This is a genomic window from Streptomyces sp. NPDC006463 (assembly GCF_042870715.1).
Lineage (GTDB): Bacteria > Actinomycetota > Actinomycetes > Streptomycetales > Streptomycetaceae > Streptomyces.
This window is the reverse complement of record NZ_JBIAHP010000032.1, coordinates 43925-67694: the sequence shown is the minus strand read 5'-3', so window position 1 is coordinate 67694 and position 23770 is coordinate 43925. Positions and strand designations below refer to the sequence as shown.

The window sequence follows — 23770 nt, the reverse complement described above, 5'->3', positions numbered from 1 at the left end:
CGGCATGTGGCTGGGCATGGGCCGCCTCGGAGTGTGCGTGTGGGCGCGCTTGTCGGGCGTCTGCGGGCCGCCGGAAGCGCCCCATCGGCGCGAGACGGGGGCGCCGGCGGTCGTCTGCGGGCGGTCGTGGGCGCGGAATCCGGTCTGGTGGGTGGGAATCCGGTCTGGTGGAGTGTGGTGCCGGATTTTTCGGGCTCTCACTCCGGGAAGTGATCCACTATCCCCCAACTCGCCGCCAAATGGGGGCAAACCGCCCACAGTCGCACGCTCGGAGACGTAGGCGGGGATCGTGGGCGGCTTATGTCCGGCCCCGGACGGCCGTCGGACGCTGAGACGTGAGGAGCGCGTAGCGATCTGAGGCGCCTGCCCGCCTGGCCGACCCCGATGGGCTTCTGGGCGCTGCTTGGTGTGGGCTGGCTCGGGGAAACGGGCCCCTGCGTCCCTGATGACCCCGCATCGCCTCCTGTCCCCCGTGACCGTTCTTTTGGGGGGTTCCCGTCTGTCCTCGAAGTTTCCGGGTCGGGCCGGTCGGTCAAGGGTGGCCGAAGGCCATCGCGCAGCGACGCGACGAAGGAGCGCCCTTGAGGGGCCGGCCCGACCCGGAAGACGATGGGACGGACGGGAAACCTCCAGCCCTTCTCTGATCCCGCCCAGGGACAGCAACCCGCCCGAAGCCGCCGCCCCGCCTCCCTGATGCCGCCCGGCTGAGGTCCCGGCCCTCGGAGCCGCCGCCCCGCCTCCCTGATGCCGCCCGGCTGAGGTCCCCCCCCCCGAAGCCACCGACCGCCCCCCGAAGCCGCTGCCCCATCCCGCTGTCAGTGGGCTCGCATAGCGTTTCGATATGAAGCCGCTGAGGATCATTGCCGGGGATGCCACGAGTCCGCAGGCCAAGGGGCCCAAGATCATTGCCCATGTCTGCAACGACTTGGGAGGGTGGGGGAAGGGCTTCGTGCTGGCCGTTTCGAAGCGGTGGCCCGAGCCGGAGGCCGCGTACCGGGCCTGGCACCGGGGGCGCAGCGGGAACGACTTCGGGCTCGGGGCCGTGCAACTGGTGCGGGTGCAGCCCGATGCGTGGGTGGCCAACATGGTGGGCCAGCATGGGATACGCACCGGGAGCGGGGGACCGCCGATCCGGTACGACGCCGTGGAGCGCTGCCTCGCCGCGTTGGCCGACCAGGCCGTCGAGCTGGGGGCGTCCGTCCACATGCCGCGCATCGGCTGCGGGCTGGCCGGCGGGAAGTGGTCCCGTATCGAGCCGCTGATCACCGACGCGTTGTGCGCGCGCGACGTGGAGGTGACCGTCTACGACCACGAGTGACGGTGGTGGATGAACCGCGACCCGCAGAGCAACTCCGACGGGAACGGCCACCGCCGTGCCATGCTCACCGGTGACCACGAGGACGCCGCTCCGGGTGTCCGTCGCCACGACGACAGAGGCGGGATCGCGTCATGCAGTACCGGTACGCCACCGAGGCCGACGCGCCCGCCATGGCCGAACTCTTCGCCGCCAACCACCATGACGCCCTGACACCGGAGCAGCGCGCCCGGCAGGGCTTCGTGCAGGGTGCGTTCGACGTCGTCACGTTGGGCGCCATGGCTGCGGCCGGGGAACTGCTCGTCGCGGACGACGCGGGCCGGGTCGCCGGGCTGCTGGCCCTGTCGGTGGCCGAGGACATGCCCGCCCCGCCGCCTGCGGTCGCGGGCCTGCTCCAGGCCCAGGACACGCTGGAGTGGGAGGGCCGCCCGCTGAGCGAGGTGAGCTGGCTGCTCTACGGTCCGGTCGTGGTCGACGCGGGCTACCGGGGTCACGGCGTGGCCCGGGCGTTGTTCACCATGGCGCTGGCGGCGGCATCGGGGCGGGCCGACGTGGTGGTGGCCTTCATCGAAGCCGGGAACGTGGCTTCCTGGAAGGCGCACGTGGACGGCTTCGGCATGACCCCGCTCGGCGACTACGTCACGGGTGGACGCACGTACAGCGCGGTCGCCGCGGCGGCCTCCTAGCGGAGTCCCGCGCACACGTCGAAGTGGCTCACCCGGCACGTGTCCGAGGGGAGGGAGGCGCCGAGGTTCACGGCGGTGCCGTCGCCCGCGATACGCCAGCGCTTGCCCGCCGGCACGAGGTGGCAGGGGGTCTCGCCGGGCTGGATGAGGATCCATTTGCCCCGGACGGTCTTGTGCCAGTAGGCGGCTTCCCCGCAGTGACGGCAGGTGGCGGGGGTGCCCTCGCGGGCATCGGACGCCTGTTGCCGGCCGATGGTGACGAGGGTGTCCGCCAGTACGTTCGCGAGGAGGAACGGCCCGGTGTCCCGGCTTCTGCGGTCCTGCTCGTCGGTGTGTGCGTGCAACTGTTCCCCCCTTGCGTCCTGTTGGTAGCGGAAGGGGGGTGGGCCGGGCGACCGGTTCGGTGATCATTGACCCGAACGGGTCGTGACGGTCCTCAGGAATCCCGGACGTGGACCGTCGGCGGCGGTTCCTGGCCCTGGGCCGGGGCTCAGGCAGACGCCGTGACCCTGGCCACGAAGGCGTCCAGGTTGTCGGACATGCGCGCGAGGCGCTCGTCCTGGGTGAGGGACTCCTCGTACCGGCCGGCGCGCAGCTTCGGCTGCCGCTTGCCGCGTACGTACAGGGGGCAGGCGAGGTCCGCGCAGACGTAGATGCCGACGGTGTTGCCGTCACGGCCCCGGGCGCCTGCCAGCGGGGCGGCGAGCAGGGTGACCCCGGAGGACGCGTGGCCGGTCAGGCAGATCTGGCAGAGGCTGGACTTCACCGCGCTGGTGCGGTTCACGGCGGGTACCCGCAGCGAGACGCCCACCGGGCCCTCGGCCCCCGGCAGTACGAGATGTGCCCGCAGCGGCGCCCCCGGATCCACCCAGCCGAGGAAGTCCAGGTCTTCCCAGGGCAGTTCGGTGAAGTCGAGGGGCAGCCGCAGCCGCGCCGCCTCGCCCTTGGTGCAGTTCACGAAGGATGAGCGGATTTGCTTCTCGGTGAGTGGTTCCACGGGCGTCGACCCTACGTGTGCCCTGACCAGCCCGCACCCCAATAAGCCGGGTACGCAGGAACCATTCCTCAGCGCTGCAGGATGACCAGCGGGATCTCCCGCGGCCAGGCGGAGACCTGGTCGTCCTCGAACGGGGGCCACAGGGCCGTCATCATGTCCCAGTACGTGTCCCGCTCCGTCGGTGTGGCCGTGCGCGCCGTGGCTCTGAAGGTGGTGGCGCCGAGCTGGACGCGGGCCTCCGGGTGGGCGGCGAGGTTCTCGTACCAGGCCGGGTGGTCCGCGGCGCCGTAGGCCGAGGCCAGGACGATGAGGCGGGCCGTGTCCCGGTCCTCGCCGTAGATCAGCGGGGTGCGGACGGTGCGGCCGGTGGCGCGGTCGACCGTGGTGAGCAGCAGGGTGGGGACCCCGTGCCACAGGTGGCCGTCGGCGCCCGCCGTGGTCACGTACGCGCGGACGTGGTCGAGCTGTGGGCCGGGTCTGGGGTCCGTGGGGCGGTCCCAGTCGATGTCGAGAGCGTGCATTCACCAGTCCTTAGGGTTGTGGCCCCCGGACGGCTAACGAGCATTCACCGGCTCTGGATGCGGTCCGGCGCCGCCCTGCCCCGCCCCGCCTCCCCGGATACGACCCCGGCCCGGGGGGCGACCCCGGGCCGGGGTATCAGCAGCGTGCGTGCGGAGCGCTACGGCAGGTAGCGCTCGATGACCTGCGGGCCCTCCTTCTCGATCAGCTGGCGCGCCTTCTCGACCCGCTCCGGAGTCGGGTCGTGGCCGGTCGCCATCACGAGGTCCTCGGGGTCGTACGGCCGCTCCCCGCCCGTGAAGAGCCGGTCCGACCGTGTCGGCTGCTGGTCCGATTCACTGTCCATCGCGTACCTCCTCCGGTACCCCCTGGCCCCCATCCTCCGGCGGCGGCCCCATGAACGCACGTCGGCCGGGGCTCAGCCGCCGACGGTCGCCAGTGCCCCGGCGGCTACCAGCACGCCGCAGATCCCCAGGTTCACCGCCTTGTGCTCCCAGAACACCGCGACGAACTCGCGGATCGTGGCGGTCGGCCAGAAGTACCGGGCCGTGGGCGAGCCCAGCACCTGCCCGTTGACCCCGGCCTTGCGGGCCATCATCGCGGCCCGGAAGGCGTGGAAGTCGTTCGTGACCACCACGCACCGGTAGCCCGGGTCGTCCGCCAGCATGAGCTCGCGGCTGAACCGCATGTTCTCCTCGGTCGTGCGGGACCGGTCCTCCAGCGTGACGTGCTCCGCCGGCACGCCCTGCGCGATCAGCCAGTCCGCCATCGCGCGGGCCTCGGAGACCTTCTCGTCCGAGCCCTTGCCGCCCGAGACGAGCAGCACCGGCGGCCGGCCGCCCCGGGCCAGCTGGGCCTCGTAGATCTCCTGTCCCTTGCGCAGTCGCGAGGCCAGCAGCGGCGGCACCCGCTCCCCGCCGATCAGGCCCGAGCCGAGCATGACCACGTGGTCGACGTCGCCCCGCACCTTGATCCGCCCGTAGAGGAAGGCGTAGCCGAGGAAGCACAGGAAGACGAAGGAGACGTACGCGACGACCGCGACGAGGGTCGCCACGATGCCCGCGAGGACCACGGAGCGGGCCAGGCCGACGACGAACAGCAGGGCGATCATCGCGAAGATCCCGAGGCCCGCGAGCAGCGACAGCAGGTTGGGCAGGCGGGTGCCCTCCTTGCGGACCATGGTCACGCCGTTGGCGACGAGGAAGACGCCGAGCGCCACCAGGCCGAGCGTGGGCACGGCGAGGACCACCAGCAGGACGGCGGCGGCCAGCCAGCCCGGCAGCGCCTTCACCTGGAGGAGCAGGCCGAAGGAGAGGAAGAGGAGGGTCAGGCCGAGGAGTACGGCGTTGCGGAAGCGGCGGCGGTCGTTGCGGGCGCTGAGGCAGAAGGCGAGGAAGAGCAGGGCGGCAAGGACGAGGGGGACCATGCCTTTTATCGTAAATGTCACCGGGAAAGCTGAACGGGGGTGCGACGCACGGACCTTACCGACCGCCCCGCCAGGACGTCGGTGCGCCGCCCGTCCCGTATGACGAAGCGTCCGTCGATCAGGACGTGCGGGATGCCGGTGGGCAGGGCGCGCGGGTTCTCGTACGTGGACCCGGCCGCGACCGTGTCCGGGTCGAAGAGGACCAGGTCGGCGCGGTGGCCGACGCGGACCAGGCCCCGGTCGGGCAGGCGCAGGCGGGCCGCAGGGCGGCCGGAGAGGTGCGCGACGCACTCCTCCAGACAGAGCACGCCGAGTTCGCGGACGTAGTGGCCGAGGTAGTGCGGGAAGGTGCCGTAGGCGCGCGGATGCGGCTTCGCGCCCTGGAGGATCCCGTCGGAGCCGCCGGTGTGGACGCGGTGGCGCATGATCGCCCGGACGTTCTCCTCGTGGCCGACGTGCTGGAGGATCGTCGGCGCGAGCCGGTCGCCGAGCAGCAGCCGGCGGGCGGTGTCCCAGCCGTCGACACGCGTGCCGACGTACCGGCCGTACGCGGGATCGGTGACGCCCGAGATCTGAACCGTCGACCAGTCGACGGGCACACCGTGGCAGCCGTCCGCGCCTTCGGCCTCCAGCGCGTGGCGGATCCGCTCGGCGGTGGCGTCGTCGCGCAGCCGGGCGAGGACGGCCTGCGGGCCGCCCTCGTTCGCCCAACTGGGCAGCAGGGCGACGAGGGTGGTGCAGCCGGGGGTGTACGGGTAGCTGTCCAGGGTGATGTCGCAGCCCTCGGCCAGGGCCGCGTCCAGCAGGGCCAGCAGCTCGGGGGCCCGGCCCCGGTTCTCACCGAAGTTCATCGTGGCGTGCGCGAGGTGCAGGGCGCAGCCGGCCTCCCGGGTCAGCTCGACCATCTCGGCGTAGGCGGCGAGCGCGCCGTGGCCGTACGAGCGGTGGTGGGGGCAGTAGTAGCCGCCGTACCGCGCCACCACGCGGCACAGTTCGGTCAGTTCGGCGCCGGAGGCGTACATGCCGGGGGTGTAGGTCAGGCCGGAGGACATGCCCACGGCGCCCTGCGCGAGGCCCTCGGCGACCAGCTGCCGCATGCGGTCCAGCTCGGCTCCGGTCGCGGGCCGGTCGTCCCAGCCGAGGGCGTACGCGCGGACCGTGCCCTGGGGGACGAGGTAGGCGGCGTTGACGGCGCAGCCCTGGCCGCCGTGGGCCCGGTCCAGGCGGTCGAGGTACTCGCCGACCGTGCGCCAGTCGAAGTCGACGTCGTCCCCGGCGCCGTTCCAGCCCGCGATGGCGGCCCGCACCTCGCCCAGGGTGCGTTCGTCGGCGGGCGCGTACGACAGGCCGTCCTGGCCGAGGACTTCGAGGGTCACGCCCTGCGCGGCCTTCGCGCTGTGGTCCGGGTCGCGGAGCAGCGCGAGGTCGCTGTGGGCGTGCATGTCGACGAAGCCGGGCGCGAGGGCCAGCCCGTGCGCGTCGACGGTCCTGCGCCCCCCGCGGAGCGATCCGATCCCGGCGATCCGGCCCTCGTGCACGCCGACGTCGGCGGTGTACGAGGGCCCGCCCGTGCCGTCGACGACGCGGGCCCCGCGGATGACCAGGTCCACGGCCGGGGTCTAGAAGAACGTGCGGACGTAGTCGCTGACCGTGCCGTCCGACTCCACCACCGGGATCAGCGGCCATTTCTCGAAGATCGTGCAGGGGTGGGCCATGCCGAGGGAGACCCAGTCGCCGACCTCCAGCGCGGTGGCGTCGGCGTCCGTCTCGATCCAGGCGTGCTGGTCGGACAGCTTGGACACCCGGATGCCGGTCGCGGCGCGCTCGACGCCGTCGCGGGCGCTGCGCACGGTGAGCACCTCGGGCAGGCCCAGGTCGTAGGCGATGTCGCGCTTGCCGGCGTTGACGAAGGCCTGGCCGGGTGTGGGGCGGGAGACCACCTGGGTCCACAGCCGGAAGGCGGGGAGCAGGCCGCCCTCCTCGGGGACCCGGTTGAAGGGGGTCAGGCCCGAGTACCAGCCGTGGTCGTGGGAGACGTACGCGCCGGAGCGCAGCAGCGGCAGCACGGGCAGCGACAGCTCCGGGATCTGCGCGAAGACCTCGGCGACGGCGTCGAACCATTCGCTGCCGCCGGCGCTGACGATGACCTCGTCCAGGCCGGTGCCGGTGAAGTGGCCCCGCTTGTCGAGATCGGCGGCGAGCGCGGTGAGGCGGTGCAGCCAGGCGCGGACCGTGTCGGCGTCGGCGCCGGGCATGGTGGCCTCGTAGCCGGCCACACCGGCCAGGCGCAGGGTGGGGGCCGCTGCGACGGCGTCGGCGACGGCCTGGCATTCGGCGTCGGTACGCAGCCCCGTACGTCCCTCTGCCCCGGCGCCGAGTTCGAGGACGACGTCGACGACGGCGCCGTGGCCGTGCAGGGCGGCGTCCATGAGCTCGACCCCGCGGACGGAGTCGACGTAGCAGACGAACCGGAAGCCGGGGTCGGCGGCGAGCTCGTCGGCGACCCAGCGCAGGGCGGGCGCGTCCACGAGCTCGTTGGCCAGGAAGATCCGCCGGATGCCGAAGGCCCGGCAGACGCGGGCCTGGTGGGGCATGGCGACGGTGATGCCCCACGCGCCGTGGTCCAGCTGGCGCTGGAAGAGCTGTGGGGCCATGCAGGTCTTGCCGTGCGGCGCGAAGGCGAGGGAGTGGCGGGCGGCGTACGTGCCGAGGGCGGTGAGGTTGTGCTCCAGCGCGTCCGCGTCGAGGGTCAGGACGGGGGTGGTGAAACCGCCGGTGTGCAGGGGGCGGCGCTCGGCGGCCAGCCGGCCGACGGTGAGGCCGGCGGTCTGGGCGTCCGGCGGGAGGCCCTTGAACCGGTGGTCGACCGGTTCGTCGGCGAGGTCCTTGACGGGGTCGCTGGCCATGCGGGTGCCTCCCGGGATTGCATTGTGCGCAACGGTCGTTGCGTATGCCGCTGCATGCTGTCTAACATCCCGGATGACGACGGGTCAACGTGCGGCGTTCCTGCTGGGGCGCCGGCGGAGCCGGGGTCGCAGTGACCGTACGAGAGGACGAGGGATGAGCCAGTCCGTGGAACGGGCGCTCGCGATCCTGCCGCTGCTCGCCCGGGGCCCGGCCGGCCTCGGCCAGGTCGCCGACGAGCTCGGCGTGCACAAGAGCACCGCGCTGCGCCTGCTGCGCACCCTGCACGAGCGCGGGTTCGTGTACCGGCAGCCCGACGGCCGCTACCGGCTCGGCGCGCAGTTGTTCGCGCTCGCCGCCGAGGCCGTCGAGAACCTCGACGTCCGGGAGATCGCGCACCCCCACCTAGTCGAGCTGAACAAGGTCACCGGGCACACCGTCCACCTCGCCCTCCTCCAGGACGACGAGGTCGTGTACATCGACAAGGTCGACAGCCGCTACCCGGTCCGCATGTACTCCCGCATCGGCAAGCCCGTGCCCCTCACCGTCGCAGCCGTCGCCAAGCTGCTCCTCGCCGACCTCCCCGAGCCCGAGCGCAGGAGCCTCGCCGGACGGATCGAGTACCCGCGGTACACCGCCCGTTCCACCCCGGACGCCGCCGCGTTCCTCCGCGAGCTGGACCGCGTACGGGCCCAGGGCTGGGCCACCGACCTCGGGGGGCACGAGGAGTCCGTCAACTGCCTCGGCGCGCCGGTGTACGGGCCGGGCGGGCGGGTCGCCGCCGCGCTGTCGGTGTCCGCGCCCAGCGTGGTGGTCAGCGCCGACGGGCTGCTCGAACTGCTGCCGCTGGTACTGCGTACCGCGGACGCCATCAGCCAGGACTACTCGGGAACCCAGGAGGCCACCCCGTGACCGACAAGACCGCCATCACCCCCGGCACCCACACCACCCCGCCCGCGAGGTTCTCGCACGGGGTGCGCAAGGGGAACATCCTGCAGGTCGCCGGCCAGGTCGGCTTCCTCCCGCACGTCGACGGCCGGCCGCCCACTCCCGCCGGGCCGACGCTGCGCGAGCAGACCCTCCAGACGCTGGAGAACGTCCGTGCCGTACTGGAGGCCGGCGGCGCGGGCTGGGACGACGTGATGATGATCCGCGTCTACCTGACGGACACCGGCCACTTCGGCGAGATGAACGAGATCTACGACGCCTACTTCGAGGCGCAGGGCCTGAAGGAGGCCCCCGCCGCCCGGACCACCGTGTACGTCGGGCTGCCGGCCGGGCTGCTCGTCGAGATCGACGCGCTCGCGGTGCTCGGCTGAGACACCGCAGGGGCGCCCCCCTGGCGGTGGGGCGCCCCGTTCACAGAGGACTACGGGCAGTACTGGGCTTCCTTGCCGATCGAGCGGTACATGCAGTCCGCGTTCTCCAGCAGCTGGAGCACCGCGTCCTTGTTGCGCGCCGTCTCACGGTCGATCACCTCGTCGGGCGGGTAGAAGCCGCCGCCGCCGGAGCTCGCCGGGTACATCTCGAAGGTGTAGGAGAAGATCTTCTGGTTGCCCCACAGCCAGTCGTCGATGGTTCCGTCCGTGATGTACAGGTCGCTCGACTGCTCCGGGGTGTAGCCGTTGCTGGCCGCCATGCTGGTGCCGATCTTCTTGTACACGGCGAGGTCGTCCGCGGTCATGCCGGGCGCGGTGTCGTTGTAGGTCCAGCCGAACGGCCACAGGACCAGCTCGCTGTACGTGTGGAAGTCGATCGCGGCCGTGATCTGCTGCTTGCCGCCGACGACCCGGCTGCGTACGAAGTCCGAGACCACCTTCACCTCGGGTGCCGACTCGGCGGCCGCGCCGCGGTAGGTCTCGGAGCTCCTGCTGCCGCTGGAGCCGCCGCAGCAGCCCCACTTGTAGTTCCAGTTCCGGTTCTCGTCCGTGCCGACGTACGAGGAGCCGGAGTTGGGCTGGCGGTTCTTGCGCCAGGAGCGGTAGGAGCCGGTGGCGATGTCGTACTCGCCGCCGTCCGGGTTGAGGTCCGGGATGATCCAGATCTCGCGGCCGTTGACCGCGTTGGTGATCCGGGAGTCGGTACCGTACTTGGAGCCGAACTCCTTGAGCAGGTACAGGGCCATTTCCACGGTCAGGTGCTCGCGGGCGTGCTGGTGGTGGGTGAAGAGCACCTCGGGCTCGGCCTCGTCGGTGGCGACGTTGTCGCTGATCTTGATCGCGATGAGATCGCGGCCCTGGTACGACTTCCCGATCACGCGCTTGCTCATGATTCCGGGGTACTGGGCGATGCGCTGGTCGATCTCCGCGTTCGCCTCGGCGTAGTTGTGGTACTTGGCGTCCGCCGAGGGGAAGTCCATGGTGCCGGCGGCGATCCCGGGCAGGTTGCGGTCCGGGGGGCCGGGCAGGGCGGTGAGCCGGTAGCCGAGCGCGCGCAGGTTCTTGGCCTGCATGGTGTCGGCGCTGACCACGACGGTGTGGTCGTCCACTTCGTCGATCGACACGCCCGTGCGGAGCAGCGCGGTGCGGTCGGCGGCCGTCGAGGGGCCGTGGATCCGGTACTGGACGATTGCCTCGTCCTGGGTGGCGGTGGACGGGGTGGGCGGTGGTGATGCCGTCGCGCTCATGCCGTAGGCGGGTGCGCCGAGCGCGAGCGCCAGCAGGGCCGCCGTGACGGCGGCCCTTCGGCGGGTCTGAAGCCGCATGCGTTCTCCTGGGTGGGGAGTGTGGGGGTAGCCGTGCGGACGCGCACAGCGTGCTCTCGTGGCATGTTCCGGTCAAGGACGTGCGCTGTCCGCCGAACCGAAACCGGCCACCCCCACACACCTACCGCCTACGGGAGGCCGTGGACCTTCGGACCCACCGCTTCGGACCAAGCACTACCCGCCTTGGCGTCCCAGTTCGTCGACCAGGTCATCGCGCCGCGCAGGCCCGGGTAGGTCTTTGACGGCTTGAAGGATCCGCAGCTCGTGCCCCTGGTCAGGCAGTCCAGGGCGTTGTTCACGACGGCCGGGGAGACGTAGCCGCTGCCCGCTCCGCTCGGTGAGGCCGGGACCCCGATGCCCACCTGCGAGGGGTCGAGGCCGCCCTCCAGCTGGATGCAGGCCAGCGCGGTGAGGAAGTCCACCGAGCCCTGGGAGTAGACGTTGCCGTCGCAGCCGTTCATCGAGCCGCTGTTGTAGTACTGCATGTTGACGACGGTGAGGATGTCCTTGATGTTCAGCGCCGTCTTGAAGTAGCCGCCCTGCGTGGACTGCATGTCGATGGTCTGCGGGGCCATCGTGATGACGAGCGAGGAGCCCGCCTTCGCCGACAGCGCGCGCAGCGCCTGCGTCATGTAGGTCGGGTTGAGGCCGTTCTCCAGGTCGATGTCGATGCCGGAGAAGCCGTACTCCTGCATCAGCGCGTACGCCGAGTTCGCGAGGTTGTTCGCGGAGGCGGAGTCATTGACGGAGATGGTGCCCTTCTCGCCGCCGATCGAGAGGATGACCGACTTGCCGGCCGCCTTCTTCGCGGCGATGTCCGACTTGAACCGGTCGACGGTGTAGCCGCCGAGGCCGGCCGAGTCGAGGTTGAAGGCGATGGCGCCGGGCGTGGTCGTGGCGTCGGCGAAGGAGACCGCGATGATGTCGTACTGGGCGGAGACGTCGGAGATCTTCTGGACCGTCGCTCCGTTGTTGAAGTTCTGCCAGTAGCCGGTCAGCGCGTGCTTGGGGACGGCCGGGTTCGGGTTCGGACCGCCGCCGCCGGTCGTGGTGCCGGTGACGCTCGCGGACTTGGGGCCCTCACCCGCCGCGTTGTACGCGCTCACCTGGAACGAGTACGAGGTCGAGGCCGCGAGTCCGGTGATCTGGGCGGAGGCCTGGGACACGGTCCGGACGCGGGTGCCGTCCTGATACACGTAATAGCCGGTGGCCCCGCCGACCGCGTTCCACGAAAGGGTGAGCCCGCTCGCGCTCTGGCCGGAAACGGCGGTCCCGACGGGAGCGCCGGGCAGACCCGGGCCGGGGTCGGTGCCGCCACCTCCGTCCGGGCCGAAGACGCTGAACTCGTCCACGACGTACGCCGGCTGGCCGTACCAGCCGTGGGTGTAGACGGTGACCTGGGTGGTGCTGGGGCCGGTGGTGAAGGTGGTGGAGAGCTTCTGCCAGCCCGAGCCCGAGCCGGGAGTCCAGGTGGACACGTCCTGGGTGCCGGTGCCGGTCGCGCCGAGGTACACGTAACTGCCCTGGACCTGCGTGCTCAGCGTGTACGTCGAGTTCGGCTTGACCGTGACGGTCTGGCTGCAGCGGGCGTTGTCCTGGCCCGCCGGGGTGGCCTTGAGGGCGCCGGTTCCGGCGTAGACCGGCGAGGAGACGGAAGCGCCGCTTCCGCCGGAGCAGGACCAGTTGGCGAGTCCGGACTCGAAGCCGCCGTTGCGGGCGACGTTGACGTCCGCGGCCTGCGCGGTACCGGTGGCGAGGGCGGTGAGGCCGCCCGCGGCGAGGGTGGCGGCGCCGAGGAGGGCGAGGGAGCGTATGCGGTTCACGTGGGCTCCGGTGGGGGGAGGAAGGGGATGAGGAGAAGGGGAGGAGAAGGAGGGGCGCGTGGGGACGCCCCTCGAAAACGGTCTGGCGCAGCCAAGTTGGTCCAGACCAATCCCGGTGTCAAGAGTCTTTGCAATGTGGCTGGAAAAGGTCGACGCTCCGATCCCTGTTGTCCGGATTTCCCGCCACCTGTGACGCGTGCTGTCCACACGGGAATTCCCAAGCCCCTGCCCCGTCGGCGGGGACGCGGATATGGTGCTGGGGCAAGGGGGAAGGGCGTCGATCGTTTGCGGTCGCGCAGTGTGTGCGTGTGTGCGGCGGCTACGCGAACGGCCGTGGCGCACGGGGTGAACGGGGGGATTCGCGTGCCGACCGCCATCGCTGTCACCAGCGCCGATCTCGTACTGCCGGCCCCCGACCGGCACACGCCCGGGGCCGCCTTACTGCACCCGCCCGGGCGGCAGGACCTGGACGGCGCGCTCGCCGAGACCAGTGCGCTGCTGGAGCGGCACGGCCATCTCGTGGCCGTCGTACCGCCCTGGCTCCCGCGCGCCACCGTCCAGCGGCTGCACACCGTACGGGCCATCCTCGAAACCGACCGGATCGCGCTCCTCGGGATCGATCTGCCGCCCCTGGGCACCGCCCTGCTGGTACGTCAGCTGCGTCAGCTCAGCGTCTGCGACTTCAGCCCCGGAGTCGTCGCCTCCGCGGCGCGGCTGCTGTCCCACTACATCTACGCGGGCGCCCTGCTGGGCTCGGTCGCCAAACTCGACCGGGTCCCGGTCGGGCTCAAGGCGCACGCCAGGTCGTGGTCGCCGAGCGCCCAGTTCGCCGTACTCGCCCACCCGACGCCGCACCTGGCGAAGCTGGGGACCGCCGGGGCGCACGGCGGCGGAGGCGCCCTGCCGGCCGGGCCCGAGTTCGCCACCCACCTCACCTTCGCCCGCGGCCAGCTCACCTCCGACTGGGTGGCGGCCGAACTCGCCCCCGCCTGGCAGGTGCAGGGCGTCATGGAGAACCCCCTGCCGGCCGACTCACCCGGCTGGTGGGGCACCCCCAAGCTCGTCGAGTTCGCGGCCGGCATCCCGGACCTGTCCGTCCTCTACCAGCTCGTCGCCTCGGTCCGCCGCGAGGAGTGCCGCTGGTGCGGCCTCGAACTCATCGGCGACCGCTGCGGCTTCTGCGCCGCACCCCTGAGCGCACCGCCCCCGCAGGCCGCGCCCGCGAGCACCGCCCGATCCAGACCCTGACCGACCGACACATCGAACGAACGAAGAACGGCGAGGTACTTCGGCCCATGAACTCACGCCAGCGCCGCGGCGTCATTCTGCTGCTCCTGTCGGTCCTGTGCGCCCTGGGGGCCTTCGCCGGAGTCCTCGTGGTGATCGGCGACGTCAACTCCAAGGTCGGCGCCGAGGTCGTCGCGTACCGGGCCAAGGGCGACATCGCGCCGTACAGCCCGCTCGCGGCCGGGCAGTTCGAGGAGGTCAGGATCCCCAAGCGGTGGCTGTCGGAGACCGCCGTCACCGACCTGGGCGCCCTCCGCGACAAGATCGCGCTGACCACCCTGAAGAAGGGCTCGCTGCTCCAGGCGGACATGTTCGTCGACCGGCCGCAGCTGCAGGCGGGCGAGCAGGAGATCGCCATCATGATCGACGCGGCGACGGGCGTGGCCGGCAAGATCACCTCGGGCGCGAAGGTCAACATCATCGCCACCTTCAAGGGCGCCAAGGACACCGAGCCCTCGCGGTCGGTGATCATCGTCGCCAACGCCCGGGTCCTGGGCGTCGGCAAGCTCACCGCCCTGGACAAGGACAGCGACCGCAAGGGGCCGGCCGAGGCCGTCCCGATCACCTTCGCCCTGAACACCAAGGACACCCAGCGCGTCGCGTACGCCGAGTCCTTCGCGGAGCACGTCCGCCTGGCCCTGGTCGCCCCCGGCACCGACTCGGCGCCCAGCCCGGGCGACCGTACGTACACCCTCGACGGGGACAAGTGAGGCGCGCATGACCACCCGAATCCTCCCCGCGGCCGGCGACCCCGACGCCGCGCGCGTCCTCGTGACCCTGCTCAGCCAGCTCCCGGCCTCGGAGCCGGCCGCACCGGTCCCCGATTCCACGTCCTTGCTGGACACCCTGGCCCGCCTCGCCGCGGAGTCGATCGACGAACTCCCCGAGGTCGTCCTCGTCCACGAGCGGATCGGCCCGGTGCCCGCCCTGGAACTCATCCGGGAGGTGGCCCTGCGCTTCCCGGCGGTCGGCGTCGTCCTGGTCTCCTCGGACGCCGGACCGGCCCTCTTCTCCGCCGCGATGGACTCGGGCGCGCGGGGCCTGATCGGCCTCCCGCTCTCCTACGACGAACTCGCCGCGCGGGTCCAGGCCGCCGCCCAGTGGTCCGTCGGCGTACGCCGCCACCTCGGGGGAGGCGCGGCCGAGGCCTTCCCGGCGGGGCCCGGCGGCCGGGTCGTCACGGTCACCGGGGCCAAGGGGGGCGTGGGCACCACCTTCACCGCCGTCCAGTTCGCGCTGGCCGCGGCCGCCTCGGGGCGGCGTACCGCACTGGTCGACATGGACCTCCAGGCGGGCGACGTGGGCTCGTACCTCGACGTGCAGTTCCGGCGCTCCATCGCCGACCTCGCCGGGATCCAGGACGTCTCGCCGCGGGTCCTCCAGGACGCCGTCTACGACGACCGCACCGGGCTGGCGCTGCTGCTGGCCCCGGCGGACGGCGAGCGCGGCGAGGAGGTCGACGAGCGGGCCGCCCGGCACATCATCGGCGCCCTGCGCGGCCGCTACGAACTCGTCGTCATCGACTGCGGAACGCAAGTGACGGGCGCGAACGCCGCCGCGGTGGAGACGGCGGACGTGGCGGTACTGGTCACCACCCCGGACGTGGTCGCGGTGCGGGCGGCCAAGCGGATGGTCCGGATGTGGGAGCGGCTCCAGGTGCGCAAGGCGGAGGACACCGCGATGGTCGTCAACCGCTGGAGCAAGCACACCGAGATCCAGCCCGCCCTGATCGAGAAGATCACCAAGACCCGCGCCACCCGCACCCCGGTCCCGGCCGCCTTCAAGGAACTCCAGGCCGTGGTGGACGCCGGCCGGGTCCAGGACCTGGACAACCGCTCGACGGTGAAGCAGGCCCTGTGGACCCTGGCGGGCGAACTGGGTCTGCTGGCCGCCCCGGAGGCCGCCGCGCCGGCGGCCGCGCCCTCCCCGGGAGCCTCGCTCGCGGTCCGCGCCTCGGGCCCGGTGGCGCGGCTGCGCCGGGGCCGGGAGGGCTGACGCATGCCGCCGGGGAGACCGAGGGACGAGGGCCAGGTGGCGGTCGAGTTCGTCGGCACGGTGCCGCTGATCCTGCTGCTCGTGGCGGCGGTGTGGGAGTGCGTGCTGATCGGCTACGCGTTCTCCCTGGCGGGCAACGCGGCGGACGAGGCGGCGCGGGCGGGGGCGGTGACGGGGCACGCCGCGTGCGTGGCGGCGGCCGGGAAGCACGTCTCGGACGCGTGGGGCATGGGTACGCCCAACTGCCGCGAGTCGGGAGACATCTACAAGGCGACGGTCACGCTGAAGATCCCCGTCCTCTTTCCGGGGCTCAACTTCGGCTCGATCGACGGCACGGGCGGCGCGGCGATGGAGAGGGAGACGGAGTGACGTGAACAGACGACGCATGCGCTCCGACCGGGGCCAAGTGGCCATCGAATACATCGGCTTCGTACCGGTCCTGCTGTTCGTGGCGCTGTGCGGGATCCAGCTCGGCTGGGTCGCGTACGTCCACGAGCAGGCGGACACGGCGGCCCGTACGGCGGCGCGGGTCGAGGCCCAGCACCCTGGCCGGGGAGCGGCCGCCGGACGGGCCGCCATCCGCGAAGGGCTTGCCGCGGACGTCTCGGTGCCGTCCGGAGGCGACGCGGTGACCGCGACGGTCACCATCAAGATCAACGCCATCGTGCCCGGGCTCGACATCCCCGACGCCGTGGCGACAGCGGTCATGCCCAACGACGATCCGAAGGGCCCCTGACGATGAGCCTGCGTTCCCGGGTCAACACCCCCGACGACCGGCACAGCCCGCGCGAGGACGGCCGGCTGGTCTCCTCGTACCGCGCGAAGCTGCTGGAGGAGATCGACCTCGCCGAGATGTCCGCGCTCGCGCCCGCCGAGCGACGGGCGCGCCTGGAGCGCGTACTCGGCCACATCATCAGCCGTGAAGGGCCCGTCCTGTCCACCGTCGAGCGCGCGCAGCTGATCCGCCGCGTCGTCGACGAGGCCCTCGGGCTCGGTGTGCTCGAACCGCTCCTCGAAGACCCCTCGATCTCCGAGATCATGGTCAATGGCCCCGACCAGATCTTCGTGGAGCGGTCCGGCCGCGTCGAGCAGCTCCCGCTGCGCTTCGCCTCCCACGAACAGCTGATGCAGACCATCGAGCGCATCGTCTCCACCGTCAACCGCCGTGTGGACGAGGCCAATCCGATGGTCGACGCCCGGCTGCCCAGCGGCGAACGCGTCAACGTCATCATCCCGCCGCTCTCCCTGACCGGCGCCACCCTCACGATCCGCCGCTTCCCGCGCGCCTTCACCCTGCACGAGATGATCGCGCTCGGTTCGCTCGACGAGCAGATGCTCCTGCTGCTGTCCGGCCTCGTGGCGGCGAAGATGAACCTGATCGTCTCCGGGGCCACCGGCACCGGCAAGACGACCCTCCTCAACGCCCTCTCCGGCCTGATCCCGGAGGGCGAGCGCATCATCACCATCGAGGACTCGGCCGAACTCCAGCTCCAGCAGGCCCACGTCATCCGCCTGGAGTCCCGCCCGGCGAACGTCGAGGGCAAGGGCCAGATCACGATCCGCGACCTCGTACGCAACTCCCTGCGCATGCGCCCCGACCGCATCATCGTCGGCGAGGTGCGCGGCGGGGAGACGCTCGACATGCTCCAGGCGATGTCCACCGGTCACGACGGCTCCCTCGCCACCGTGCACGCCAACAGCTCCTCGGACGCCCTGATGCGCCTGCAGACCCTCGCCTCCATGTCGGAGGTCGAGATCCCCTTCGAGGCGCTCCAGGACCAGATCAACAGCGCCGTCAACGTCATCGTGCAGCTCACCCGCTTCGGAGACGGCTCGCGCCGCATCACGGAGATCTCCGTCCTCGAATCGCACGGCCGCGAGCCCTTCCGGATCACGACGGTCTGCCGGTTCGTGGCCCAGCCGATGGGCGCGGACGGCCGGGTGTACGGCTTCTTCGAGTACTACCCGCTGCCCCGGCCCATCGCGGACCGGCTCTACATGAACAACCAGCCGATCCCGCAGGCCTTCGGGGTCGCACTGCCGGACGACCCGCTCACCGCCCGCATCACCCGGACCGCCCTGTGAACCCAGTCATCCTCCTCACCCTTGGCGCCACACTGCTGGCCTGCGTACTCGTGATCCTCGGCGTGCACGCGTACATGGCGGGCCGCGCGCAGCGGGCCGCCCTCATCGAACGCCTCTCGGCCACCGGCGCACCGCCCCCGGCGGGCAGGCGGCGCCGCTTCCCCGGGGTCGACCGGCGGCTGAGGAAGACGAGGCTCGGCCGCCGCATCGAGATCAAGCTGGCGACGACGGGCCTGGACCTGACGCCGGGCGAGTTCTTCGTCTACATGCTGCTGGCGGTCGCCGGCGTCTGGCTGGTCGCGGCTTCCTTCCTGGCCCCGTTCTTCGGCCCGGTGGCGGGCCTGATCGGGCTGTGGGCGGCGAACGCCTTCCTCAACTGGCAGCGGACCCGCCGTACGGAGCGGTTCATCAACCAGCTCCCCGAGCTGGCCCGGATCCTCGCCAACGCCACCCAGGCCGGCCTGGCCCTCCGTACGGCCATCGGCATCGCGGCCGAGGAACTGGAGGCCCCGGCGGGCGAGGAACTGGCGCGCGTCGCCGACCGCCTCGCCGTCGGCCACTCCATCGAGGATTCCCTCGGCGAACTGACCGAGCGGCTGCCTTCGCGGGAACTGGTCGTCCTGGTCTCCACGCTCGTCCTGTCCGCCCGTGCGGGCGGCACGATCGTGGAGAGCCTGCGCAACCTCACCGTGACGCTGGAGCAGCGCAAGGAGACCCGCCGGGAGATCCGTACGCAGCTGTCCCAGGTGACGGTGACGGCGTACCTGGTCCCGGCCATCGGCCTCGGCTCGCTGCTGCTGGTGGACATGATGATGCCGGGCGCGCTGGACCGGATGACGGGGGCCTTCATCGGGCAGACCGCGGTCCTGGTCGCGCTCGGGCTCTTCACGCTCGGCTTCGTCCTCATCCGCCGCCTGTCCAAGATCGACGTGTGAGGGGGCTGCCGGCGTGATCGCTCTTCTCCTGGCCGTGCTCGTGGCGGTGTCCGTCCTTGGTGTCTTCCACGGCGTCCGGCTCTACCGGGCCGACGTCAAACTCCCGACCGACCTCGCCCTCGCGCTGGAGGTCGGTGCCACCCGTACGACGGCGGTGGGTTCGCTCGTGGACCGGATGGGCATCCGCTGGGCACCGCTGATACTGCGCCTGATGGGCCCGAAACAGGTGGCCCGCAAGCGCCGCCAGATCGACATGGCGGGCAACCCGGCCGGCCTCACGATCGACCGCTACGCGGCGCGGCGCGCGGTGTACGGGGCCCTGGGCGCCCTGGGTGCCTTCTCGATGCTGATCAACGGACAGCTGGTCCCGGCCCTCCTCATGGTCGCCTTCGGCCTGTTCTGGATCGAGGTCGGGCTGTGGTCGGCGATCCGGGTCCGCCGCGACCACATCGAGCGGACCCTGCCGGACTTCCTGGACGTGCTCGCGGTGGTGGTGAGCGCGGGGCTCGGCTTCCGACAGGCGCTGGACCGGGTGGCGCACAAGTACGAGGGCCCGTGGGCGGACGAGATCCGCATCACCCTGCAGCAGATGGACATGGGCGTCAGCCGCCGCCAGGCCTTCGACGAGCTGCGGCGGCGCAACGACAGCGAACAGGTCGCGCAGTTCGTGACGGCGTTGCAGCAGGGCGAGGAACTCGGCTCCCCGATCGTGGACACCCTGATCGCGATCGCCGAGGACATGCGCCGCACGGACGCCCAGAACGCCCGCCGGCGCGCGGCCCGCGCCGTCCCGAAGGCGACGTTCGCGGTCACCATGTTCATGCTCCCGGGCACACTCATCCTCCTCGTCTGCGGGTTCGTGTACGGGGCGAACGTCGATTTTGGTGCGATGCTGGGGGGTGGCTGAGCCGTGGCACCGGCACGACTGAGCGTGCTCATCGCCGATGACAACCCGGTCATCAGGGCGGGCCTGGCGGCCATCCTGTGCGAGGCCGAGGACATCGAGGTCATAGCGCAGGCGGCGGACGGCCGCGAGGCGCTGAGCCTGACCCGCCGACACGCTCCGGACGTGATCCTGCTGGACGTCCGGATGCCGGGGGTGGACGGGATCTCCGCGCTGCCGCACCTGGTGCAGCTGGCTCCCGTACTGATGCTGACGTACAGCACGGAAGCCGAAATCGTCCGGGAGACCCTGCTGTTGGGGGCCGGCGGCTACCTGGTGCACGGCGAGTTCACGGCCGACACCCTGCTCAGCGCGATCCGCGACGCCCCGGAGGGCCGCCCCCACTTCACCCCGACGGCGGCGAGCGCACTGCTCGCCGAGCTGAGGTCCTCTTCGCAAGCGCAACGAACTGTGGCACCCTCTTCTGAGCGGATGAACAACTCTGTCGTCTTCGGGCTGAGTTCGCGGGAGGTGGAGATCATGGATCTGATCGCATCCGGGATGAACAACCAGCAGATCGCCGCCACCTGCTTCATCAGCGAGAAGACGGTCAAGAACCACATCAACCGCATCTTCGCCAAGCTCCACAGCACCACCCGCAGCGAGGCCATAGCCCGCTGGCTGGGAACCGCCCGTCCAGGAGTGACCGGTCATGGGTAGACGGAGTGCGCAATGGGTCCGCATTTGGGCCCCGGGACCCTTGGTCACGAGAGGTAACTCACCGTACCGTCCGCAAATCGACACCGGTACCGGCCCGGGAGGGGACCCCCATGTCACACAACGCGCTGCTGAAGACTGTCGTGGAGGCGCGGATCAGCGTGAACGCCTGGGCGGACACGGCCGTGACGAGGATCCGCCGACGGTACGCGGGGCTCGACCGGGGCCAGACCGCGTTCGAGTACCTGGGCATCATCCTGGTGGTCATCGTGATCATTGGCGCGATTGTCGGTACGGGCATCGGCACGGCGATCACGAACAAGATCTCGAAGGCGGTCGAGGACATCTCGGCTGGTGGCGGAAAGAAATGACCTCAGGTCGCCTCGGCGACCGAGGGCAGGCCTTTCCCATCTACGTAGTGGTGGTGGCGGGCCTGCTCTTTGCTGCACTCGCCTTCTTCGTCGTAGGCCAAGCCTCCGTCACTCGAAGCGATGCCCAGGGTGCTGCCGACGCTGCGGCATTGGCGGCTGGCCGCGAGGCCAGAGACAAAGTGCTGCTGAACCTTGATCTCGCCACAGTGACGCCTGCGGACTGGAAGAAGATCGTCAACGGGGATTTCTTCAAAGTTGGCGAAGCCTGCGAGGCGGCAGAAGCCTTCGCGGCGAAGAACGACGCAACGGCAACAACATGTGAGCCCGCTCTCCCGCGCTTCATCGTAACGGTCGAGACCAGCGGGACAGTGGGGGATTCGGTTGTTCCTGGCACCGGAACCAAGCATGGAAGGGCAACGGCTACCGCCTTGGTCGAGCCGAGGTGTCACCTGGGCGCGGTGCCCACTCCGAGCCCCACTGCCACGACGACGCCTGGGGGTGGATCTCCAGCTCCTACGCCAGCTCCACCCACGGTGAACTTCACTTGCGGCGGAGAGCTCGTCAAGCTCGACCCGCTGAACCCGGGCTCGCTCAATGCATTGACCAGAAAGCTGTTCAGCGTGCGACTCGTTGGCTGACAGGGAACGAGAGACAAGGAAGCGTTCATAGATGAGCATTCGGCGCATGGTGAAGGCCCGTGGGGGAATGGCCGTTGTGGGTACAGCGGTCATGGCCCTCATGTTGGCCGGATGCGGTGGCGGCGACGAGAAGCCGAAGAGCCCGCAGACGCCCTCCGCTGCGAACGGTCAGAGCGGCAACTCGCCGGCTCCTGGCCCCAGCGGGAGTAAGAGTGCTACGCCAACAGAGGTCATCGCCACTGTGAAGGGCCCGTCCAGCATCGTTCTGAACATCAACTCGGCTGTGCGCGAAGTGGGCAACTTCGTGACGGTCAGCGGACAGATCAAGAACGACGGTACTGAGGCGTACGTCGAGACGGCCGCTTGGCGAGGCGATGAGAGAACTGCGAGCGCAGCGTCTGTTGCGGGCGCCACTATGGTCGACAAGCAGGGCAAGAAGCGCTACTACGTGCTTCGGGACACCGAGGGGCGCTGCTCCTGCACAATCGGCATTACTCGCATCGGGCCGGGAGAATCCGTTCCGTTCTTTGCTCAGTTCCCCGCGCCGCCGGCAAGTGCTTCCGAGGTCGACTTCACCATTCCCACCTTCGCCACGGCAACCATCAAGATTTCCGGGTGACGCCATGACCGCTTTGACCCACCGCTATCGCATAGCTGCCGCCGCTGGAGTGGCAGGCCTCGTCGTCGCGGGGGCTCACCTCATTGGAGCCACTGCTGCGTCCGCAGACGGAGTTCAGCCGTCCGTACCCCCGGGCACTGAGCCATCGGCATCGGCACCCTTGCCCGTCGACCCCAACGCCTTGGGGCTGAAGCTGCCCCAAGGAGGGACCCTCGCGCCTTCCAAGGTGCTTGACCTGGTCGAGGTCGTCGAAGACCTCGGCGGTGAGCAGCGGCGGCAGGAGACCAACCAGACCGTCATGATGGCGCTGCAGTCCGAGGTGCTGTTCCCCGAGAACAGCGCCGTCTTCAACGCCCAGGCCGCCGCCCGCATCCAGGCCATCGCCGGCGAGATCAACACGCAGAAGGCCACCCGCGTCCGCGTCTTCGGTTTCACCGACGACCAGGGCAGCTACGAGCACGGCAAGGAGCTGTCCAAGCAGCGCGCCGACGCCGTGCAGGCCGAGCTGGCCAAGACCGTGACGAACCCCGGCGTCGTCTTCGACGTCCGCGGGTACAGCGAGGACTACCCGATCGCCGACAACAGCACCGAGGAAGGCCGCAAGAAGAACCGCCGCGTCGAGATCACCTTCCCTCGCAGCGCGGGCGGCTGACCCTCAGCCGGCCGGCACGTGGCCCAGCCGGACATCGGCGCGGGAGTTCTCGTATGCGATGACCTTCCACACCTTCCTGCCTTTGCGCGTCAGCGTGTTCCGTCCCCGCTCACGTGCGGGCCCTGCCTCGCGCACGCCGACGGCCTGCGGCTCGCTCGACGGGAAGCCGGCTTCGTTCCGGTGCCGCAGCCGCCCGGGCGTAGCGGAGGGTCACACCGACCTCCAGGGTGGCGCGCGCGGGTGGACCAGACCCCGAGGATGATCACCTGGAGTAGTCGGCGGCAAGCGGTGGCGTTGCTGACGCATGCTCAACAGTCGGCAGCGGGCGCCGCGTCGGGGCACCAGTACCCGTACGCAACGGAGCCCCTCACCCTCCGGACCTGCCGCGCTCTCCGCGCCTGCCGGTTTGTCATAAGTGCGTCACGGCCGCCTCGTTGCTCGTTGCATCAGCGATGTAAGTTGATAGGACTAGTCATACTTACCGTCGTTCGAGTGTGCGGGGGAGTGGGATGAAGTTCGACATGGGGACGCAGGTTCTGACGAGCCTGATGTCGGGGTCGCGGAATTCGAGTACGGACCTGGGGACGTTGATCAAGCTGCTGGTGGATGCTGCGCAGCCGTTGGAGGGCAAGTTCAACGGTCAGGGCAAGGTGGCGTTCGACTCGTTCAAGGCGCGTTCGGACGGTATCGCGAAGGAGTTGAACGCTTCGCTGGCGGCGATCCTGGGTGGTCAGTCGGGTATGGAGCGGGCTTTCGGGTCGGGTGACCAGGAGCAGGGTGAGAACGCGCGGCAGCAGCAGTCGGCGGCGAACTTCGATGCGGCCCGTTTCTCGGGCCGTTGATCTTGTTCTGAGTTTTCTTCGCGGGGAGTGTGGTTGTGATGGCTGGTGACAAGGACCGTCGTTCGTACGACGTGGGTGCTTCGACGGAGGCGCAGGGCAACATCAAGGTCGTGATCGGTCAGCTGGAGCAGGTGATCGCGGCGCGTGAGGCGCAGGTGGCGAAGGCGATGTCGGACTTCGCTGCGGATGGTGTGGCGGATGACTACCACGCCAAGGAGACGCGGTGGAAGAACGCGTCGCAAGAGGTCAAGAACATCATCCAGCTGTTGAACACGACGCTGGAGAAGAACGACGGTACGGCGCAGCAGACGCTGCAGCGGGCGAAGGCCGCGGTCGACAACATCGGCTGAGCAGGATCGTTTCGGCAGGACC

Annotated in this window: 28 protein-coding genes; 19 read left to right on the top strand and 9 right to left on the bottom strand. The window is 70.5% G+C overall.

From position 1 onward, the window contains the following. Positions 1-841 precede the first annotated feature (841 nt). Positions 842-1318, top strand: coding sequence for a macro domain-containing protein (locus tag ACFYOB_RS37090; RefSeq protein ID WP_388568245.1), 477 nt, complete (start codon positions 842-844; stop codon positions 1316-1318). Between the two features lie 131 nt (positions 1319-1449). Beyond that, entirely contained in the window at positions 1450-2001 is a 552-nt protein-coding gene (locus ACFYOB_RS37085) for a GNAT family N-acetyltransferase (protein ID WP_388568242.1), read from the top strand. Here ACFYOB_RS37085 and ACFYOB_RS37080 read toward each other — a convergent pair. The 7 genes from ACFYOB_RS37080 to ACFYOB_RS37050 all read right to left on the bottom strand — a co-directional run bounded on the left by ACFYOB_RS37080 (position 1998) and on the right by ACFYOB_RS37050 (position 7849). Beyond that, positions 1998-2345, bottom strand: coding sequence for a DUF6083 domain-containing protein (locus ACFYOB_RS37080; protein WP_388568240.1), 348 nt, complete (start codon positions 2343-2345; stop codon positions 1998-2000). The two genes, ACFYOB_RS37085 and ACFYOB_RS37080, sit on opposite strands and share 4 nt — an antisense overlap. Positions 2346-2491: 146 nt before the next feature. After that, positions 2492-2998 (bottom strand): FBP domain-containing protein, encoded by a 507-nt coding sequence (locus ACFYOB_RS37075; protein ID WP_388568237.1) that lies wholly within the window; start codon positions 2996-2998, stop codon positions 2492-2494. Between the two features lie 68 nt (positions 2999-3066). Beyond that, positions 3067-3519: a nitroreductase/quinone reductase family protein gene (locus ACFYOB_RS37070; protein ID WP_388568235.1), complete on the bottom strand. Its 453-nt coding sequence runs from the start codon at positions 3517-3519 to the stop codon at positions 3067-3069. A gap of 158 nt (positions 3520-3677) precedes the next feature. After that, positions 3678-3863, bottom strand: a complete 186-nt coding sequence (locus tag ACFYOB_RS37065) for a hypothetical protein (protein WP_257554480.1) — start codon at positions 3861-3863, stop codon at positions 3678-3680. A gap of 72 nt (positions 3864-3935) precedes the next feature. Continuing rightward, a complete protein-coding gene (locus ACFYOB_RS37060; RefSeq protein ID WP_388568233.1) occupies positions 3936-4943 on the bottom strand; it encodes a YdcF family protein in 1008 nt (335 codons plus the stop codon). A 17-nt stretch (positions 4944-4960) separates the two neighbouring features. Beyond that, on the bottom strand, positions 4961-6553 hold the full coding sequence (locus tag ACFYOB_RS37055; RefSeq protein ID WP_388568231.1) for an amidohydrolase family protein: 1593 nt from the start codon (positions 6551-6553) through the stop codon (positions 4961-4963). 9 nt (positions 6554-6562) lie between these two features. After that, entirely contained in the window at positions 6563-7849 is a 1287-nt protein-coding gene (locus ACFYOB_RS37050; protein ID WP_388568229.1) for an alanine racemase, read from the bottom strand. Positions 7850-8003: 154 nt separating this feature from the next. On the opposite strand from ACFYOB_RS37050, the gene ACFYOB_RS37045 reads away from it, so the two are divergent. Beyond that, positions 8004-8759 carry an IclR family transcriptional regulator gene (locus tag ACFYOB_RS37045; protein WP_388568226.1) on the top strand — a complete coding sequence of 252 codons (756 nt, stop codon included), beginning with the start codon at positions 8004-8006 and terminating at the stop codon, positions 8757-8759. Next, positions 8756-9166: a RidA family protein gene (locus ACFYOB_RS37040; RefSeq protein WP_388568223.1), complete on the top strand. Its 411-nt coding sequence runs from the start codon at positions 8756-8758 to the stop codon at positions 9164-9166. Before ACFYOB_RS37045 ends, ACFYOB_RS37040 begins: the two co-directional genes overlap by 4 nt. A 50-nt stretch (positions 9167-9216) precedes the next feature. Here ACFYOB_RS37040 and ACFYOB_RS37035 read toward each other — a convergent pair whose 3' ends face one another. Continuing rightward, positions 9217-10551, bottom strand: a complete 1335-nt coding sequence (locus tag ACFYOB_RS37035; RefSeq protein WP_388568220.1) for a M14 family metallopeptidase — start codon at positions 10549-10551, stop codon at positions 9217-9219. A 128-nt stretch (positions 10552-10679) separates the two neighbouring features. Continuing rightward, positions 10680-12374 carry a chitinase gene (locus tag ACFYOB_RS37030; protein WP_388568217.1) on the bottom strand — a complete coding sequence of 565 codons (1695 nt, stop codon included), beginning with the start codon at positions 12372-12374 and terminating at the stop codon, positions 10680-10682. Positions 12375-12737: 363 nt separating this feature from the next. Here ACFYOB_RS37030 and ACFYOB_RS37025 point away from each other — a divergent pair, with 363 nt between their 5' ends. The 15 genes from ACFYOB_RS37025 (at position 12738) to ACFYOB_RS36955 (ending at position 23748) form a co-directional block, all read left to right on the top strand. Continuing rightward, positions 12738-13622 (top strand): hypothetical protein, encoded by an 885-nt coding sequence (locus ACFYOB_RS37025; RefSeq protein ID WP_388568215.1) that lies wholly within the window; start codon positions 12738-12740, stop codon positions 13620-13622. A 47-nt stretch (positions 13623-13669) separates the two neighbouring features. Next, complete coding sequence (gene cpaB, locus ACFYOB_RS37020) at positions 13670-14371, top strand: Flp pilus assembly protein CpaB (protein ID WP_388568212.1); 702 nt, start codon at positions 13670-13672, stop codon at positions 14369-14371. A gap of 7 nt (positions 14372-14378) precedes the next feature. After that, positions 14379-15656 (top strand): CpaE family protein, encoded by a 1278-nt coding sequence (locus ACFYOB_RS37015; RefSeq protein WP_388568210.1) that lies wholly within the window; start codon positions 14379-14381, stop codon positions 15654-15656. Positions 15657-15659: 3 nt separating this feature from the next. Further along, positions 15660-16025, top strand: a complete 366-nt coding sequence (locus tag ACFYOB_RS37010; RefSeq protein ID WP_388568207.1) for a TadE/TadG family type IV pilus assembly protein — start codon at positions 15660-15662, stop codon at positions 16023-16025. Position 16026: 1 nt separating this feature from the next. Continuing rightward, positions 16027-16392 (top strand): TadE/TadG family type IV pilus assembly protein, encoded by a 366-nt coding sequence (locus ACFYOB_RS37005; protein ID WP_388568205.1) that lies wholly within the window; start codon positions 16027-16029, stop codon positions 16390-16392. Between the two features lie 2 nt (positions 16393-16394). Further along, positions 16395-17741, top strand: a complete 1347-nt coding sequence (locus ACFYOB_RS37000) for a CpaF family protein (protein ID WP_388568202.1) — start codon at positions 16395-16397, stop codon at positions 17739-17741. Then, positions 17738-18676 carry a type II secretion system F family protein gene (locus tag ACFYOB_RS36995; RefSeq protein ID WP_388568200.1) on the top strand — a complete coding sequence of 313 codons (939 nt, stop codon included), beginning with the start codon at positions 17738-17740 and terminating at the stop codon, positions 18674-18676. The genes ACFYOB_RS37000 and ACFYOB_RS36995 overlap by 4 nt, the downstream gene beginning before the upstream one ends. Before the next feature lie 16 nt (positions 18677-18692). Continuing rightward, positions 18693-19583: a DUF5936 domain-containing protein gene (locus ACFYOB_RS36990; RefSeq protein ID WP_388568250.1), complete on the top strand. Its 891-nt coding sequence runs from the start codon at positions 18693-18695 to the stop codon at positions 19581-19583. A gap of 3 nt (positions 19584-19586) precedes the next feature. Further along, a complete protein-coding gene (locus ACFYOB_RS36985) occupies positions 19587-20279 on the top strand; it encodes a response regulator (protein WP_388568198.1) in 693 nt (230 codons plus the stop codon). A gap of 110 nt (positions 20280-20389) precedes the next feature. Continuing rightward, complete coding sequence (locus ACFYOB_RS36980) at positions 20390-20647, top strand: hypothetical protein (RefSeq protein ID WP_388568196.1); 258 nt, start codon at positions 20390-20392, stop codon at positions 20645-20647. Then, entirely contained in the window at positions 20644-21285 is a 642-nt protein-coding gene (locus ACFYOB_RS36975) for a pilus assembly protein TadG-related protein (RefSeq protein ID WP_388568194.1), read from the top strand. The genes ACFYOB_RS36980 and ACFYOB_RS36975 overlap by 4 nt, the downstream gene beginning before the upstream one ends. A 31-nt stretch (positions 21286-21316) precedes the next feature. Further along, on the top strand, positions 21317-21904 hold the full coding sequence (locus ACFYOB_RS36970; RefSeq protein WP_388568190.1) for a hypothetical protein: 588 nt from the start codon (positions 21317-21319) through the stop codon (positions 21902-21904). A gap of 4 nt (positions 21905-21908) precedes the next feature. Further along, positions 21909-22556: an OmpA family protein gene (locus tag ACFYOB_RS36965; protein ID WP_388568187.1), complete on the top strand. Its 648-nt coding sequence runs from the start codon at positions 21909-21911 to the stop codon at positions 22554-22556. Between the two features lie 509 nt (positions 22557-23065). Beyond that, positions 23066-23398, top strand: coding sequence for a hypothetical protein (locus tag ACFYOB_RS36960; RefSeq protein ID WP_328926890.1), 333 nt, complete (start codon positions 23066-23068; stop codon positions 23396-23398). Positions 23399-23436: 38 nt separating this feature from the next. Continuing rightward, the gene (locus ACFYOB_RS36955) at positions 23437-23748 is read left to right on the top strand and encodes a pore-forming ESAT-6 family protein (RefSeq protein WP_388561095.1); all 312 of its coding nucleotides are present in this window, start codon (positions 23437-23439) and stop codon (positions 23746-23748) included. Positions 23749-23770: the final 22 nt, after the last annotated feature.

What these genes read in the sequence shown, in the direction of transcription:
- cpaB (WP_388568212.1), top strand. Translation starts at nt 13,670, where the DNA reads ATGAACTCACGCCAGCGCCGCGGCGTCATTCTGCTGCTCCTGTCGGTC.
- ACFYOB_RS37015 (WP_388568210.1), top strand. Translation starts at nt 14,379, where the DNA reads ATGACCACCCGAATCCTCCCCGCGGCCGGCGACCCCGACGCCGCGCGC.
- ACFYOB_RS36970 (WP_388568190.1), top strand. Translation starts at nt 21,317, where the DNA reads ATGAGCATTCGGCGCATGGTGAAGGCCCGTGGGGGAATGGCCGTTGTG.
- ACFYOB_RS37090 (WP_388568245.1), top strand. Translation starts at nt 842, where the DNA reads ATGAAGCCGCTGAGGATCATTGCCGGGGATGCCACGAGTCCGCAGGCC.
- ACFYOB_RS36960 (WP_328926890.1), top strand. Translation starts at nt 23,066, where the DNA reads ATGAAGTTCGACATGGGGACGCAGGTTCTGACGAGCCTGATGTCGGGG.
- ACFYOB_RS37035 (WP_388568220.1), bottom strand. Translation starts at nt 10,551, where the DNA reads ATGCGGCTTCAGACCCGCCGAAGGGCCGCCGTCACGGCGGCCCTGCTG.
- ACFYOB_RS36965 (WP_388568187.1), top strand. Translation starts at nt 21,909, where the DNA reads ATGACCGCTTTGACCCACCGCTATCGCATAGCTGCCGCCGCTGGAGTG.
- ACFYOB_RS37045 (WP_388568226.1), top strand. Translation starts at nt 8,004, where the DNA reads ATGAGCCAGTCCGTGGAACGGGCGCTCGCGATCCTGCCGCTGCTCGCC.
- ACFYOB_RS37060 (WP_388568233.1), bottom strand. Translation starts at nt 4,943, where the DNA reads ATGGTCCCCCTCGTCCTTGCCGCCCTGCTCTTCCTCGCCTTCTGCCTC.
- ACFYOB_RS37070 (WP_388568235.1), bottom strand. Translation starts at nt 3,519, where the DNA reads ATGCACGCTCTCGACATCGACTGGGACCGCCCCACGGACCCCAGACCC.
- ACFYOB_RS37065 (WP_257554480.1), bottom strand. Translation starts at nt 3,863, where the DNA reads ATGGACAGTGAATCGGACCAGCAGCCGACACGGTCGGACCGGCTCTTC.
- ACFYOB_RS37000 (WP_388568202.1), top strand. Translation starts at nt 16,395, where the DNA reads ATGAGCCTGCGTTCCCGGGTCAACACCCCCGACGACCGGCACAGCCCG.
- ACFYOB_RS36980 (WP_388568196.1), top strand. Translation starts at nt 20,390, where the DNA reads ATGTCACACAACGCGCTGCTGAAGACTGTCGTGGAGGCGCGGATCAGC.
- ACFYOB_RS37010 (WP_388568207.1), top strand. Translation starts at nt 15,660, where the DNA reads ATGCCGCCGGGGAGACCGAGGGACGAGGGCCAGGTGGCGGTCGAGTTC.
- ACFYOB_RS36955 (WP_388561095.1), top strand. Translation starts at nt 23,437, where the DNA reads ATGGCTGGTGACAAGGACCGTCGTTCGTACGACGTGGGTGCTTCGACG.
- ACFYOB_RS37085 (WP_388568242.1), top strand. Translation starts at nt 1,450, where the DNA reads ATGCAGTACCGGTACGCCACCGAGGCCGACGCGCCCGCCATGGCCGAA.
- ACFYOB_RS36975 (WP_388568194.1), top strand. Translation starts at nt 20,644, where the DNA reads ATGACCTCAGGTCGCCTCGGCGACCGAGGGCAGGCCTTTCCCATCTAC.
- ACFYOB_RS37050 (WP_388568229.1), bottom strand. Translation starts at nt 7,849, where the DNA reads ATGGCCAGCGACCCCGTCAAGGACCTCGCCGACGAACCGGTCGACCAC.